Source organism: Bradyrhizobium sp. STM 3566 (genome assembly GCF_045571445.1).
In the GTDB taxonomy this organism is placed as follows: Bacteria; Pseudomonadota; Alphaproteobacteria; order Rhizobiales; family Xanthobacteraceae; genus Bradyrhizobium; species Bradyrhizobium vignae.
The window spans coordinates 1,284,885-1,298,858 of sequence record NZ_CP120692.1 but is presented as its reverse complement, the minus strand read 5'-3'; the positions used below and the strand labels follow the sequence as shown (position 1 = coordinate 1,298,858).

At 65.2% G+C, this 13,974-nt stretch carries 10 protein-coding genes; 4 read left to right on the top strand and 6 right to left on the bottom strand.

What is annotated here, in order from left to right:
* The first annotated feature begins 92 nt into the window (after positions 1 to 92).
* Positions 93 to 383, top strand: a complete 291-nt coding sequence (locus P6U27_RS06245) for a hypothetical protein (RefSeq protein ID WP_209296301.1) — start codon at positions 93 to 95, stop codon at positions 381 to 383.
* A 297-nt stretch (positions 384 to 680) separates the two neighbouring features.
* The gene (locus P6U27_RS06240; RefSeq protein WP_162500547.1) at positions 681 to 1,046 is read left to right on the top strand and encodes a hypothetical protein; all 366 of its coding nucleotides are present in this window, start codon (positions 681 to 683) and stop codon (positions 1,044 to 1,046) included.
* A gap of 197 nt (positions 1,047 to 1,243) precedes the next feature.
* Here the strand turns inward: P6U27_RS06240 and poxB are convergent, their stop codons facing one another.
* The 3 genes from poxB to P6U27_RS06225 all read right to left on the bottom strand — a co-directional run bounded on the left by poxB (position 1,244) and on the right by P6U27_RS06225 (position 4,644).
* Entirely contained in the window at positions 1,244 to 2,980 is a 1,737-nt protein-coding gene (poxB, locus tag P6U27_RS06235) for a ubiquinone-dependent pyruvate dehydrogenase (RefSeq protein WP_122401110.1), read from the bottom strand.
* A gap of 103 nt (positions 2,981 to 3,083) precedes the next feature.
* On the bottom strand, positions 3,084 to 3,716 hold the full coding sequence (locus P6U27_RS06230) for a 2-dehydro-3-deoxy-6-phosphogalactonate aldolase (protein ID WP_122401109.1): 633 nt from the start codon (positions 3,714 to 3,716) through the stop codon (positions 3,084 to 3,086).
* A gap of 1 nt (position 3,717) precedes the next feature.
* Entirely contained in the window at positions 3,718 to 4,644 is a 927-nt protein-coding gene (locus P6U27_RS06225; protein ID WP_122401108.1) for a 2-dehydro-3-deoxygalactonokinase, read from the bottom strand.
* Positions 4,645 to 4,860: 216 nt separating this feature from the next.
* Here P6U27_RS06225 and P6U27_RS06220 point away from each other — a divergent pair, with 216 nt between their 5' ends.
* Positions 4,861 to 5,958, top strand: coding sequence for an LLM class flavin-dependent oxidoreductase (locus tag P6U27_RS06220; protein WP_122401107.1), 1,098 nt, complete (start codon positions 4,861 to 4,863; stop codon positions 5,956 to 5,958).
* A gap of 57 nt (positions 5,959 to 6,015) precedes the next feature.
* Positions 6,016 to 6,570 (top strand): flavin reductase family protein, encoded by a 555-nt coding sequence (locus P6U27_RS06215; protein ID WP_122406402.1) that lies wholly within the window; start codon positions 6,016 to 6,018, stop codon positions 6,568 to 6,570.
* A gap of 154 nt (positions 6,571 to 6,724) precedes the next feature.
* On the opposite strand, the gene P6U27_RS06210 is transcribed toward P6U27_RS06215, so the two are convergent.
* From P6U27_RS06210 to P6U27_RS06200, 3 genes are all read right to left on the bottom strand, one after another.
* Positions 6,725 to 8,578 carry a sigma-54-dependent Fis family transcriptional regulator gene (locus P6U27_RS06210; protein WP_162500132.1) on the bottom strand — a complete coding sequence of 618 codons (1,854 nt, stop codon included), beginning with the start codon at positions 8,576 to 8,578 and terminating at the stop codon, positions 6,725 to 6,727.
* A gap of 240 nt (positions 8,579 to 8,818) precedes the next feature.
* A complete protein-coding gene (locus P6U27_RS06205; RefSeq protein WP_122401105.1) occupies positions 8,819 to 12,124 on the bottom strand; it encodes a carboxyl transferase domain-containing protein in 3,306 nt (1,101 codons plus the stop codon).
* A 13-nt stretch (positions 12,125 to 12,137) separates the two neighbouring features.
* Positions 12,138 to 13,859 carry an AMP-binding protein gene (locus P6U27_RS06200; protein ID WP_129142429.1) on the bottom strand — a complete coding sequence of 574 codons (1,722 nt, stop codon included), beginning with the start codon at positions 13,857 to 13,859 and terminating at the stop codon, positions 12,138 to 12,140.
* Between the last annotated feature and the right edge of the window lie 115 nt (positions 13,860 to 13,974).

The following is a 13,974-nucleotide window of genomic DNA, read 5'->3' as shown; positions in this document are numbered from 1 at the left end:
CGCTACCCCAAGACCACGAGCCTACACCGACGACCGTAAATTCCGATTCGTGATCGCGGCGCCATCGCCGTCGCACAAGCATTCTTGAGATCATGCTGCCCGATCTGGAGCGCGCCGTCGCCAGGTTCTCCACCCGCTCGTCGAAACGCGATGCTGCGATCGACGAGGCGAGGATTGAGTTGCTCGAGGAGTCCATCGACACCGCCATTCGTGGGCTGATCGCCGAGCGGACCGGCTTGGCTCCGTGGCTAAACCGATTTCTGGATGAACCGAAAGCGCTAAAGCGCGATGAGATTTGGATGAATCGTCATCGCGCTTTAGCTTGTTGTTTACGCATGATCTTTCCGGAAAACCGCTTCGCACTTTTCCGGATCATGCTTTAGCAACTTGGATCTCCGCGAATAAGATGCAGCCACCCAAATCGGAGCTCGAGCGCGTCGAGAGACGTCTTCGTCTACTCGATCGCCAGATCTTGGAATGCCGACACATCGAGCGCACGATCGCAAATATGCGCGTCCTGGCCGGTGGCGCAAGGCGAACCGCGGGTGTATGAGTCAGCAGCCTACGTTGCCGGCCCGGCGTTGCCGTGCGACCCGGAGTGCCTGATCTTCACCACATTGGGGCTTGACGGGCGACGCGCGCGTCTACAACGATACCGTGGTTCCACGAGAGGTACCGTCGTGCGGCATCCGATCGACATCGTCGCCATGTTCGCCGCGCTCTGGCTGCTGGCATCAATGGTGCTCGACGCGTTGACGCCGAAGGAGCTGACGGCGATCATGATCGCCATCGCCATCGGGCCGGCCATCGTCATCACCGCCGTGTTTTATTATCTGCGCTGCCCGCGAACCGACTTTGCGGTCATGTTCGCAGCGCTGTGGCTGATCTCTGACATCGCCATCGCCTTCATCTCGCCGAAGGAGCTGCCGCACTTCCTGATCATGCTCGGCTTTGTGCCGGCGCTGCTGATCGGCATCGTGCTGCACTGGCAACGCTTCCAGCGCCGCCATGAGCGGTTGCCGCTACCCTCGGCGAAGCGCGGCTGAGGACGCGCATTGGTATTCACCTCTCTCCATCGGCGGGAGGTCGGAAATGCTCTTGGCGATGCGAAGCGTCGTCCAGTGCAATCCGGGTGAGGGGCCGCAGCAGTCAGTGAGACTGCAACCCCTCACCCGGACCGCATTTGCAATGCGATCCGACCTCTCTCTTCAGGAGAGGTGAGGCCGAGCCGCCTCAGCCGGAATCAACGCGGCAACAAATTCGTCTTCGCAAGGTCCAGAACCTCGTCGCCGCGCCCGTTCATCACGGCGCGCAGGACCCACAGGCTGAAACCCTTGACCTGCTCGGCGGTGATGGTCGGTGGCATCGACAGCTCCTGCTTGGCGGTGACGACATCGAGCAGCGCCGGCCCATCGTGCGCCAACATCTCCTTCATCGCGCCAGGGAGCTCGCCGGGATCTTCGACGCGTTTCGCGAAGATACCCATCGCACGCGCCATCGCGGCGAAATCGGGATTCTCCAGATCGACATTGGTGTCGACGAAGCCTGCCGCCTTCATCTCCAGCGCGACGAAGCCGAGCACGCCATTATTGAAGACGACCACCTTCACCGGCAGCTTCATCTGCGTCAGCGTGATGAGATCGCCCATCAGCATGGTGAAGCCGCCGTCGCCGGAGAGCGAGATCACCTGTCGCCCGGGCTGTGCGGCCTGCGCGCCGATCGCCTGCGGCATGGCATTGGCCATCGAGCCGTGCGCGAAGGAGCCGATCAGCCGGCGCCGGCCGTTCATGTCGAGATAGCGCGCCGCCCACACCGTCGGCGTGCCGACATCGGCAGTGAACACGGCATCCTCAGATGCGTGGTCGCTGATGACCTTGGCGAGATATTGCGGATGGATCGGCTTGCTGCCGGGCGTGCCCTTGGCGAGCGAGTCCAGACCTTCGCGCGCCCTCTTGTAGTGCACGATGGCATCGTCAAGATGCCTGCGCTGCGTCTTGGTCTTCAGCAGCGGCAGCAGCGCCTCGATGGTCAGCTTGACGTCGCCGACGAGGCCGAGATCGATCTTGCAGCGTCGCCCGAGATTTTCCGGACGGATGTCGATCTGCGCGATCTGGCAGCCGGTCGGGAAGAACTGCTTGTAGGGAAAATCGGTGCCGAGCATCACCAGCGCGTCGCAAGCGTGCATGGCGGCGTAGCCTGAGGAGAAGCCGATGAAGCCGGTCATGCCGACGTCGTAAGGATTGTCGTACTCGACATGCTCCTTGCCGCCGAGCGCATGCACGATCGGGCTCTTGAGCGCTTCGGCCAGCTGCATCAACGGCGCATGCGCGCCGGCGCAGCCGCGGCCGCAGAACAGCGTGACACGCTCGGCGCGGTTCAGGAGGTTCGCAAGCGCCTTCAGCTCATCGGGCTGCGGCTCGACCTTCGGCGCAGCCAGCGCAAGCCCGCGCGCCGTCGATAGCGCGCGCTTCGGCGGGCTGCGGAAAGCGACATCGCCGGGCATGGCGACGACCGCGACACCGCGCAGGCCCACCGCCGCGCGGATCGCATTCTCCAGCACGTAAGGCAGCTGGCTCGGGTCCGAAACCAGTTCGCAATAATGGCTGCATTCGCGGAACAGGTTCTGCGGATGCGTCTCCTGGAAATAGCCGCCGCCGATCTCCGCGGTGGGGATCTGCGCTGCAATCGCCAGCACCGGAACGCGACTGCGATGCGCATCGAACAGCCCGTTGATCAGATGCAGATTGCCCGGGCCGCAGGAGCCCGCACACACCGCAAGACTTCCCGTCATCTCGGCTTCGCCGGCCGCGGCGAAGGCCGCAACCTCTTCGTGGCGAACATGGATCCATTCGATCGTGCCGCGGCGACGCAGCGCCTCAGTCAGCGCGTTCAGACTGTCGCCGACGATGCCGTAGATGCGTTTGACGCCGGCCTGCTCGAGCGTTGCCACGAACAGATCGGCCACGTTGTTGATCGCCATGTCGGTCTCCTGCTTCAGCCATTCGCATGCGCACGATGCGCGAACATCGCGGCACCGCGAAGGACAATAAGCTATCACACGATCAAGGCTTGTCTGTTCCGGCTCACTTTTTCGCAATCGCCCGATCGTAGGCCGCGACTGTCACCTTTGCGCGAGCTGCGACATCGGCTGCACTCATGCCGGGCTTGTAGAGGCTGGAGCCGAGGCCGAATGCGGTCACACCACCGTCGATGTACTCCGCAAAGTTCTGGTCGGAGACGCCGCCGACGGCGGCGATCATCACGCCTGATGGCAGCACGGCGCGGATTGCGGCAATGCCGGAGGCGCCGAGCACGCTCGCCGGAAAGAATTTTAGGCTCGACGCGCCGGATCGCATGGCGAGCAGCGCTTCGGTCGGCGAGAAAACGCCGGGCATCGTGATCATGCCGTGCTGATGCGCGCGCGCCAGCACCTCGGTGTCGACATTGGGCGAGACCATCAGTCGGCCGCCGACATCGTTGAGACGATCGACATCTGCCGTGGTCAGCACCGTGCCGGCGCCGATCAACACGCCTGATGGCGCCCGCTTCACCGCCATCGCGATGGAGCGGAATGGATCCGGCGAGTTCAAGGGAATCTCGATCGCGGTCATGCCGGCCTCGATCAGCACGCCGACGATCGCCTCGGTCTCCTCGGGCCTGACGCCGCGCAGGATCGCGACCAGCGGCCGCTTCATCGACGGAAAGGGAACGCTCATCTCAAGAATCCTTCCACTTCGTCCAGATCGCGGCGGCCGCCATCGACAGGCCGCGGCGGACGGCTTCATCCGCATCGACGGGCCTTGCGGTCACCGACAGCGCCTCGAAACCCAGCCGATACAGCATCGCAAGCCGCCCCGAGGCAATCAGCTGGACACCCGCTGGCGGCACGGCGCCGGAGAGCCCCGCGGCCAGCTCGACGCCGATCAACGTGCCAGACAGCGTCTCGCGCGCCGCGGCCGGCGTGCCGCCGAACAGAAGCTGCCGCGACCGCGCGGTGAACAGAAGGTTGGCAGCGAAGGCCGGGGCGTCGAACGCGGCCTTCACGGCCGCCTTGAAGCTCACGACATCCTCAGTGTCGTCTGCGCCGGCGACCGCGAGCGACAGGATGGTCTCGCGCGAGACGACACTGAACAGCTCGCCGGTCATGAACGTGGAAAATCGTTCGACAGTCCCGTCCGTCACGCGAACCCATTTCGAATGCGTGCCGGGCATGCAGACCAGCGCCTCACCCGCGGCATCGAGGCCGAGCGCGCCGAGCAATTGCGTCTCCTCGCCGCGCATCACGTCCGGCGCTGTTGCATCGCGCTGCGCGATGCCCGGCAGGATGCGGATGTCGCGCGCCTCGCCCGGCACGCGCACGGCCTGTTTCAGAACGGCGGAGAGCGGCGCCGGCGTGTCGACATAGCCGGCCTCGACCCAGCCGTTACGGGCACCGGCCATGCCGCAGACGAGCACCGGCAGATGATCCGGCGCTTCGACGGCCGCAAGATGCGATTGCAGCACGGTGGGAAAGCCAGCCTTGGCCGCGGCCAGCATGCCCTCGCCGCTGCGGCGCTCGGTCAGCGCCTGGCCGGCGCGATCGATCAGCCAGAGCCGGAAGCTGCTGGTGCCCCAGTCCACCGCGACGTAAGCGGGTTCGGTCATGTCAGGTCTCGTCCTCGTCTCACGGCTAAGACGCCGTCTCGCGACACATGAGACGATGTCTTGCAGGCTCCCGTCGAGATACCGGCTATTGCGCGGGCAAACCAGCCCTTTCTCTTCAATTTGAGACCCCGCCGCGCTGGCACACCGCTTGCTCAAGCTGGGTCACTCAATCCGTCAACGCGCGGCAAGACGCGTCAACATCAGATGAGGAAACCCATGGAGATCGGTTATTTCACGATGCCCTCGCATCCGCCGGAGTGCGGCCTGAAGGAAGGGAACGACTGGGACCTGCAAGTCATGCGCTGGCTCGACGAACTCGGCTATCAGGAGGCCTGGGTCGGCGAGCACCACACCGCACCCTGGGAACCCAATCCCACGCCGGACCTCCTGATCGCGCAGGCGCTGATGCAGACCAAACGCTTGCGCATCGGACCGGGCGGCTTCCTGTTGCCCTATCACCATCCGGCCGAGCTCGCCAACCGCGTCGCCATGCTCGACCATCTCTCCGAGGGCCGGCTCAATTTCGGCGTCGCGGCTTCTGGGCTGCCGAGTGACTGGGCGATGTTCAACGTCGACGGCATGAGCGGGCAGAATCGCGACATGACCCGCGAGGCGCTGGAGATCATTCTCAAACTCTGGACCGAGCCGGCACCCTTTACCCACAAGGGCAAGTTCTGGACGGTGACCAAGCCTGACACGATGTTCGACTTCCTCAAGCCGCACATCAAGCCGCTGCAGGCGCCACATCCGCCGATCGGCGTCGCCGGGCTTTCCAAGAACTCGGACACGCTGAAGCTCGCCGGCGAGCGCGGCTTCATCCCGATGAGTCTCAACCTCAACCCGGCCTATGTCTCCAGCCATTGGGACTCGGTCGAGATCGGCGCGGCCAAGACCGGGCGCAAGCCGAACCGGCAGGATTGGCGTCTCGTGCGTGAAGTGTTCGTCGCCGACACTGATGAAGAGGCCTGGAAGCTCTCGACCGGCGACATGATGGGCCGGATGATGCACGAGTACTTCCTGCCGCTGCTCGGCCATTTCGGCTTCAAGGACTATCTGAAGCACGCACCCGACGTGCCCGACAGCGACGTCACCGTCGAATATTGCGCCAAGCGGAACTGGATCGTCGGCTCGCCTGCGACGGTCGCCGAGAAGATCGAGAAGATCTACGACGAGGTCGGCGGCTTCGGCGTGCTGCTGGTGTTCGGTTTCGACTACAAGCACAAGGCCGAAGCCTGGCATCACTCGCTGTCGCTGCTGAAGAACGAGGTGATGCCGCGTCTTGCGCATCTCGGCTCCGCGAAGAAGGCGGCTTGACCCGCAGCGGGTGCGGCGCGATCGTGCCGCACCCGCATTCATTTGGGAGATTTCCGCGTGTCCGTGGATGCAAAGGATTTCAAGCAGGCCATGCGCCAATGTGCCGGCGCCGTGGCGCTGGTCACGGTCGGCGCGGAGCACGGCAAGCGCACGGGGCTCACAGTCACGTCGGCCTGCTCGCTGTCGGACAATCCGCCGTCGCTGATCGTCTGCGTCAACCGCAATGCCAGCGCCCATGCACGCATCCGCGAGGAAGGCGCCTTTGCGATCAATTTCCTGCACGAGGAACACGCGCTGCTGGCGCTCACCTTCAGCGGCCAGAAGGGCGTCAACGGCGACGATCGCTTTGCCTTCGGGCAATGGACACGCGGCGCCACCGGCGCGCCGGTGCTGACGGATGCGGTGGCGGCATTCGACTGCGTGTTGGCGCAGGAGTTCGAGACCAAGACGCATTCGATCTTCGTCGGTGAGGTCCGCGGTGTCTCGCATGCGGATGCCGCCAAGCCGCTGGTCTATCTGCGCGGCAATTTCCATACGCCGCACGAGATCCGCGAGATGGTCGCGCTCGGCGACCTCGATGCGCGGCATCTGAGCTGGACGGATTTTTCGTGACGAGCGCTCGCGTTCTTCCTAATGCGCGATGAGATTTGGATGAATCGTCATCGCGCTTTAGCTTGTTGTTTGCATGATCATTCCGGAAAACCGCTTCGCACTTTTCCGGATCATGCTTTAGGGGGAAGACCCCCTCGCCACATGCAGTTGAGCCCTACTGCGCCGTCTCGATATTCAACTGCTTGAGCTTCCGATAAAGCGTCGCGCGGCTCAGCTTCAGCGCGCGTGCGGCCTCGGTGACGCGGCCGCCATGCCGGCGCAGGGCTTCCACGATCGTCGCGCGCTCGGCTGCCGCGAGATCCAGCTCCGCCCTCCCGCCAAACGGCGGCAGATCGAGGTCGGAGTCGGCAATCACACCGTTCTCCGCCGTACAGCCGGCGAGCCGTAGCACGTGGCGGAGCTGGCGCATGTTGCCGGGGAACGGATAGGTCGCGAGCTGCGACCAGGCCTGGTCCGAAAGGCGGCAGTTCGGCGCCTCCTCGCGCGCGATCTGGCGGATGATGTCGCCGCGGTCCGCACGCTCGCGCAAGGCCGGCAGGTGCACCTCGAGGCCGCGCAGGCGGAAATAGAGGTCGGCGCGGAACGCGCCCTCTTGCGCCATGCGGCCGAGATCGCGATGGGTGGCGCTGATCAGGCGGATGTCGACGGCGACAGGCTTGAGCGCGCCGAGCGGCCAGACCTCGCGGTTCTCCAAAACGCGCAACAGGCGCGTCTGGAGCGCAATCGGCATATCGCCGATCTCGTCGAGGAACAGCGTGCCGCCATCGGCCTGCACGATCAGGCCCTTCGAGCCCTCGCGCCGCGCGCCGGTGAAGGCGCCGGCCTCGTAGCCGAACAGTTCGGCGTCGATCAGGCTCTCGGGCATGGCCGCGCAATTCAGCGCGACATAATTGTTGCGCGCACGATTGCTCGCGGCGTGGATGGCGCGCGCGAACACGTCCTTGCCGACACCGGTCTCGCCATGCAGCAGGACCGGCAGATTGTGATCGCCGATGCTCATGAGCCGCTTCACGCTTCGGATCAGACCGGGATCGCGTCCAGCAAGCCGATGCAGGGCATCGAACCGGCCAGCAGGCGCATCGCGGCGCGGCACATGCGACCTTGCACGCAGCGGCGGAGCAACGCGCCCCTGTCCCAACGGACTGCCATCGGCGCGGCGCAGCTCGACCAACTCGTCCGCACCGCGCGCGGCGTGATGATCGAGCTTGATGTAGCGCGACAGATCGATGCCGGATGCGATGAGGCCATCGGTGAGGCCCAGCAGCGCACGCGCGGAACGGCAGGCGCCCACGATGCGGCGGTCGTCGTCATAGGCGACGAGGCCGCTGCCGCCGTCGCCGGGCAGGGTCGCGATCCAGGCGTTGCGGAAATGGCCACGGAAGATCGCGCCCTCCATCCGCCGCGTCGCCTCCATCGTCACCGCGAGTGCAAGCTGATGTGCGGCGCGCTCCAGATCCTCGCGGCAGGAGGTGATGTTGATGGCACCGGCGAGGCGCCCGGCCTGGTCGAACAGCGGCGCCACGGCGCAGGAGAACATGTGCCATTGCGCGCGGAAATGTTCGTCGCGATGCACCAGGATCGGCTTCTCCTCGGCCAGCGCGGTGCCGAGCCCATTGGTGCCTTCAAATGTCTCGGCGAAGTTCGAGCCCGTGTAGATCTTCCAGTCCAGGAACATCCTTGCGTCGGCCTCGCCCGGCAGGCGGCTGAACAGCATGGTCGCGTTCGCATCCGCGAGATTGACGCAATAGCCGGCGTCGCGCAGCACGCGGGCGAGATCCTCGAGCTCGGGCGTGGCGAGCCTGATCGTCTCCTCCATCGGTTCGGCGGCATGCCGGATCTCGGATTCGGTCAGCGTTTGCGGCGGGCCCTGACGGGCGGGATCGAGCTTGTGATTGACGAGGCACCGCCGCCAGGAATTGGCAATCCGCGAAGAGGCATCGACGTCGGCCACGTGGTTGGCGACGGACAAGACACGGGCGACATGGTTCGAGGCCGAAAGGCTGGCCATCGCGGACGTCTCCACCCTGTATTATTGTGCAAAGTCTGGCACCACAGGCGGGGATGTCAATCGGAAACCGGGGACGCAGTTGTATCGCGCGATGCCTCAGCGCCGTCATGGCGGGGCTTCGTCGCGGCCATCGACGTATTTCAGCGCGTGCGAAAGAACGTGGATGCCCGGGACGAGCCGGGCATGACGGTGCGGAGGCGAGTTCGCTAGAAACTTACGGCGCGCATTGCTGCACCGCCCTCACCACGTGTCGATGCACGGCCGCTTCTTCGCCGTCCTCGGCTCGGGCTTCGGCACGGAGCGCAGCCCCGCCATGATCCAGCGCCGCGTCTCGGCGGGATCGATGACGTTGTCGATCTCGAACACCGAGGCGATCGAGACCGCCTTGCCGTTGGCATAGAGCTCGGTAACCTTATTGCGGTAATAGGTCTCGCGCTGCTCGGGATCGGCGATCGCCTCCATCTCCTTGCGGAAGCCGAGGCGGACATAGCCCTCCAGGCCCATGCCGCCGAACTCGCCGGTTGGCCAGGCCGCGGTGAAGAAGGAGGCGTGGAAGCCACCGCCGATCATCGATTGCGCGCCGAGACCATAGCCCTTGCGCAGCACGATGCCGAACAGCGGCACGGTGAGGCTCGCGCCGGTGACGAACATGCGCGAGACGTGGCGCACGATCGCAGTCTTCTCCGCTTCGGGGCCAACCATGAAGCCGGGCGTGTCGCAGAGCGAGACGATGGGCAGATCGAACGCGTCGCAGAGCTGGAGGAAGCGCGCAGCCTTGTCGCCGGCATCGGCATCGATGGCGCCGCCGAGATGGCGCGGATTGTTGGCGATGAGGCCGAACGGCTTTCCCTCGATGCGGATCAGCGCGGTGATCATGCCGACGCCGTAATCGCGGCGCAGCTCAAGCACGGAATCCTCGTCGGCGAGGAGGTCGATCACGTCGCGGATGTCGTAGACGCGCAATCGGTTCTCGGGGATGGCGCGGCGAAGCAGGCGCTGGTCGGCGGCTTCCCACTCGGTCACCGCGCCCTGGAAATAGGACAGATATTTCTGCGCGACGCGCGTCGCCTCTTCCTCGTCCTCGACCAATATATCGATGACGCCGTTCGGCGACTGGAACGAAACCGGGCCCACCTCGGCCGGGTGATAGACGCCGAGCCCGCCGCCCTCGATCATCGCGGGACCGCCCATGCCGATCGAAGCGTTTTTGGTGGCGATGATGACGTCGCAGCAGCCGAGCATCGCCGCGTTGCCGGCAAAGCAATAGCCGGAGACCACGCCAATCACCGGCACAAGGCCCGACAGTCTTGCGAACTGCACGAAGGACGGACCGTCGAGGCCGGTCATCCCGAGCCGGTCGGTATCGCCGGGTCGGCCGCCGCCGCCTTCCGCATAGAACACCAGCGGCACGCGCCAGTCTTCCGCGAGCGTCAGCATGCGGTCGATCTTCTTGTGATTCATGTGGCCCTGCGTGCCCGCGAGCACGGTATAGTCATACGCCAGGACGATGCAGCGGCCGCCTTCGGCGCCGAACTTCTCGGCATTGACCGTGGCAACGCCCATGACCAGGCCGTCGGCCGGCGTGTTCTTGATGAGGTCGTCGAGCTTGCGGCGGCGGCGCTGTGCCGCGATCGCGAGACTGCCATACTCCATGAAGGAGCCGTCGTCGACGAGCTGTGCGATGTTCTCGCGCGCGGTGCGCTGGTTGGTGTTGCGGCGGCGCTCGACCGCAGCCGGGCGGTTCTCGTCAAGCGTGTTGGCCTGGCGCGCGATCAGCTCGGCAAGATCAGGGCGGATGTGGTCGAGATCGATCTCCGATTCCGCCGCCGCGCTATCAGCCGCGACGTCGAGCGGCTCGAGATACAGGATCGGCTCGCCATGCAGCAGCGTAACGCCATCGCCGGCGACGAGCTTCATGACGCGGCCGCCCTGCTCGGCCATGATCAGATGCTCCATCTTCATGGATTCGATCACGGCGAGTTGCTGGCCGGGGCGGACGATCTCGCCTTCCTTCACCTGAATGGTGACGATGGTCCCTTGCAGCGGCGCCGCAACCATCACCGCGCCTTCGGGTACGACTTGCGCGACGTGCGCCTCAGCGGCGAGCGTGCCGCTTCGCTCGGTCGCAGCGAAGTAAAGCGGCTTGGCTGCGCCATCGGCGGCTTCGACAAGTCTTGCGATGTTGCGATCGATGAAATCGGTCGCGATGCGGTTGGTCCTGAAATCGGGATGCGCGAGCACGGCCTGGAGGAAGGCGATGTTGGTGACGACGCCGTCGATCCGGAACTCGCGCAAGGCACGCGAAGCCTTGGCGACCACGTCATGCCAGGCCTCGCCCGGCGTATGCACGATGACTTTCGCCAGCAGCGAATCGAAAGCTGCGCTGGTCTTGTAGCCGGCATAGCCAAAACTATCGACGCGGACGCCTGGGCCCGACGGCGGCTCGAACACGGCAAGCACGCCGCCGGTCGGATGCGTCGCGCCGGTCTCGTCCAGCGTCTCCATGTTGACGCGGAGCTGCATGGCATAGCCGTGCGGCTTCGGGATCGAACCCTGCGCAAGACCCAGCGAGGCCAGCGTGCTGCCTGCAGCGACCGCGAGCTGGGCGCGGACGAGGTCGAGCCCGAGCACCTCTTCCGTCACGGTATGCTCGACCTGGAGCCGCGGATTAGCCTCGATGAAGGCAAAGCTGTCTTCGGCGGTGCCGTCGATCAGGAATTCGAATGTACCGAGACTATCGTAGGACGCGGCTGCCGCGAGCTGCTTCGCCGCCTCGATGATACGGCCGCGCAGGGCATCGCTCAGCGAAGGGCTCGGCGCCACTTCGATCAGCTTCTGGTGCCGCCGCTGGATGGTGCATTCGCGCTCCCAGAGATGGGAGATCGCGCCATGGCGGTCGCCGATGATCTGCACCTCGATATGGCGCGCCTGCCGGATCAGCCGCTCGGCGTAGACGCCGTCGAAGCCGAATGCCGCCTTCGCCTCCGACTGGCAGCGCACATAGGCTTCCGCGAGATCGGACGCGTTCTCGACCACGCGCATGCCGCGGCCGCCACCGCCTGCCATCGCCTTGATCACGATCGCCGCCTTGCTGCCCAGAGAAGTGAAGAACGCCGAAATCTCCTCCAGCGAGGACGGCCCGCTGGTGCCGGCGATGATGGGGACGCCGCAGCGCTTTGCCAGTTGCCGTGCCGCAACCTTGTCACCGAACAGTTCGAGCGCCGCGGCCTTCGGCCCGACGAAAACGATGCCCGCATCGCTGCAAGCCTCGGCGAATGCCGCGTTCTCGCTGAGAAAGCCGTAGCCGGGATGCACGGCATCGCAGCCAGCCGCCGTCGCCGTCTTCGCCACCGCATCGATATCGAGATAGGCCCGGGCGCCGCGGCCGGGGATTTCGACCGCTTCGTCGGCAACGCGCACGTGCAGCGACAGCGCATCGTCGGCGGGGTGGATCGCAACCGTCGCGATGCCGGCGTCGGCCGCCGCGCGCGCGATGCGGATGGCGATCTCGCCGCGATTGGCAATCAGGAGCTTCTTGAACGACATCGTGGTCTCTCACTCAAACGGCAGCGGGCAGGTTGGGATTGAGGTCTTGCTTCTTCACCTTGCCCGTCGCCGTCAGTGGCAGGGCTTCGATAATACGCACTTCCGGGACCTTGTAGACGGCCATGCGCTCGGCGCACCAGGCGCGCAGGTCTTCCGCGGAGATGGTGCCTACCGCCTCCGGCTTGAGCTGGATATAGGCCACCGGCACCTGGCCCTTATCAGGGTCGTCGCGCCCGACCACACCGGAGCCCAGCACCTTCGGATGCTGGCCGAGCAGCGCCTCGATCTCCGGCGGAAACACGCTCATGCCCTTGACCTTCAGCATCTCCTTGCGGCGGCCGAGGAAGTGCAGAAAACCGTCCTTGTCGATGGTGCCGATATCGCCCGTGCGCAGCCAGCCGTCGACGAGCGACTCCGCGGTGGCCTCCGGCTTGTTCCAGTAGCTCTTGAGCAGCGACGGCGTCCGCACGCGGATCTCGCCTTCCGCGCCGAGCGGCAGCAGCGCGCCGGTTTCGAAATCGGTGATCTTGAACTCGGCGCCGGGGACCGGCAGGCCGACGAAGATCGGCTGGCTGTTGAGATCGAAATCATCGTCCTGGAAGCCCGCCGTGAACGTGTTGGACGTGTGGGTCTCGGTCATGCCCCAGGCCGCCTCCATCAGGATCGTGCCGGTGAGATCCTTCCAGCGCCTGCGATAGTCGGCATTGAGCTTCTTGACGAAGGAGACGACGCGCACCTGCTTCAGGGACGACAGGTCGAACTCGCGCCAGCGCGGATGATCCATCAGCTCGACCGCACCGTCGACCGGCATCGCGGTGATCGTGACCTTGTACTTGTCGATCGCCGCCATCACGCCGACGGCGTCCCAGCGCGCGAGCAAAACCAGCGTCGCGCCAGAGAACAGCGGGAAGATCAAGCCGAAATTCTCGCCCGCGATCCAGAACTCCGGGAAGAACGACAGAAACACGCTGCTCTCGTCCGACAGCACCGAGATGCCGTAATTGGCGGCGGCGGTGTAGACCATGTCGCGATGGGTATGGACGCAGCCCTTGGGCATGCCAGTGGTGCCGCCGGTGTAGTTGAGCGCCGCGACATCATCGAGATCCGGTGGCGGCAGCGGGGTTGGCGCGGGCATTGCCGCGAGCGCGGTCAACAGATCGGTTGCGCCCGGTACCGCGATGCGCGGTGTGCGGATCGAGTCAGGCGCGGGAAACGCAGGCGCTGGCGGAACGACGTCGGCAAAGCTGGTGACGATGATTTCGCGCAGGCGCACCTCGCCGCGGACCTGCTCGACGACCGGGATGAGCTGGTCGAGCGCGACGATCACTTCGGCCTGGGTGTCGTTGAGCTCGTAAGACAGCTCGAACGCGCGCGACAGCGGGCTGACGGGGACATGGACCGCACCGAGCTTCAAGATACCGAAGAACACGATGTGGAATTGCGGGCAGTTCGGCAGGAACACGGCGACGCGATCGCCCTTGCGCACGCCCTTGGCCTCGAGCAGCGCCGCGAAGCGATCGCTCTGCCGGTCGAGATCGGCATAGGTGGTGACGTGACCGTAAAAGATCACCGCGGGCCGCTCGGGACTGCGCTTTGCCCAGGCGCGCAGATATTCCGTCAAGGGAACTTCGCCGTGCAGATAGTTCGGCGAGCGCGGCATGCCCCGCGGCCAGGCCTTGTCCCACAAACCGCGCAGGGTGGCGAGGTAGTCCTTCTCGTCGAGGCCCACGTTCATGACGTCCTTCCCGTGTTGCTTTTCTTCTCGCGAAGGCACGCAGGTGCCGTCGATCGACATCGCTACAGGTCGAGCACGGCAGAGGTCATGTCAAGAAAAACAGCACCGCGTCGCG

What these genes read in the sequence shown, in the direction of transcription:
- P6U27_RS06225 (WP_122401108.1), bottom strand. Translation starts at nt 4,644, where the DNA reads ATGACCGAACCCGCTTACGTCGCGGTGGACTGGGGCACCAGCAGCTTC.
- P6U27_RS06210 (WP_162500132.1), bottom strand. Translation starts at nt 8,578, where the DNA reads ATGGCCAGCCTTTCGGCCTCGAACCATGTCGCCCGTGTCTTGTCCGTC.
- P6U27_RS06200 (WP_129142429.1), bottom strand. Translation starts at nt 13,859, where the DNA reads ATGAACGTGGGCCTCGACGAGAAGGACTACCTCGCCACCCTGCGCGGT.
- P6U27_RS06230 (WP_122401109.1), bottom strand. Translation starts at nt 3,716, where the DNA reads ATGAGCGTTCCCTTTCCGTCGATGAAGCGGCCGCTGGTCGCGATCCTG.
- poxB (WP_122401110.1), bottom strand. Translation starts at nt 2,980, where the DNA reads ATGGCGATCAACAACGTGGCCGATCTGTTCGTGGCAACGCTCGAGCAG.
- P6U27_RS06220 (WP_122401107.1), top strand. Translation starts at nt 4,861, where the DNA reads ATGGAGATCGGTTATTTCACGATGCCCTCGCATCCGCCGGAGTGCGGC.
- P6U27_RS06245 (WP_209296301.1), top strand. Translation starts at nt 93, where the DNA reads ATGCTGCCCGATCTGGAGCGCGCCGTCGCCAGGTTCTCCACCCGCTCG.
- P6U27_RS06205 (WP_122401105.1), bottom strand. Translation starts at nt 12,124, where the DNA reads ATGTCGTTCAAGAAGCTCCTGATTGCCAATCGCGGCGAGATCGCCATC.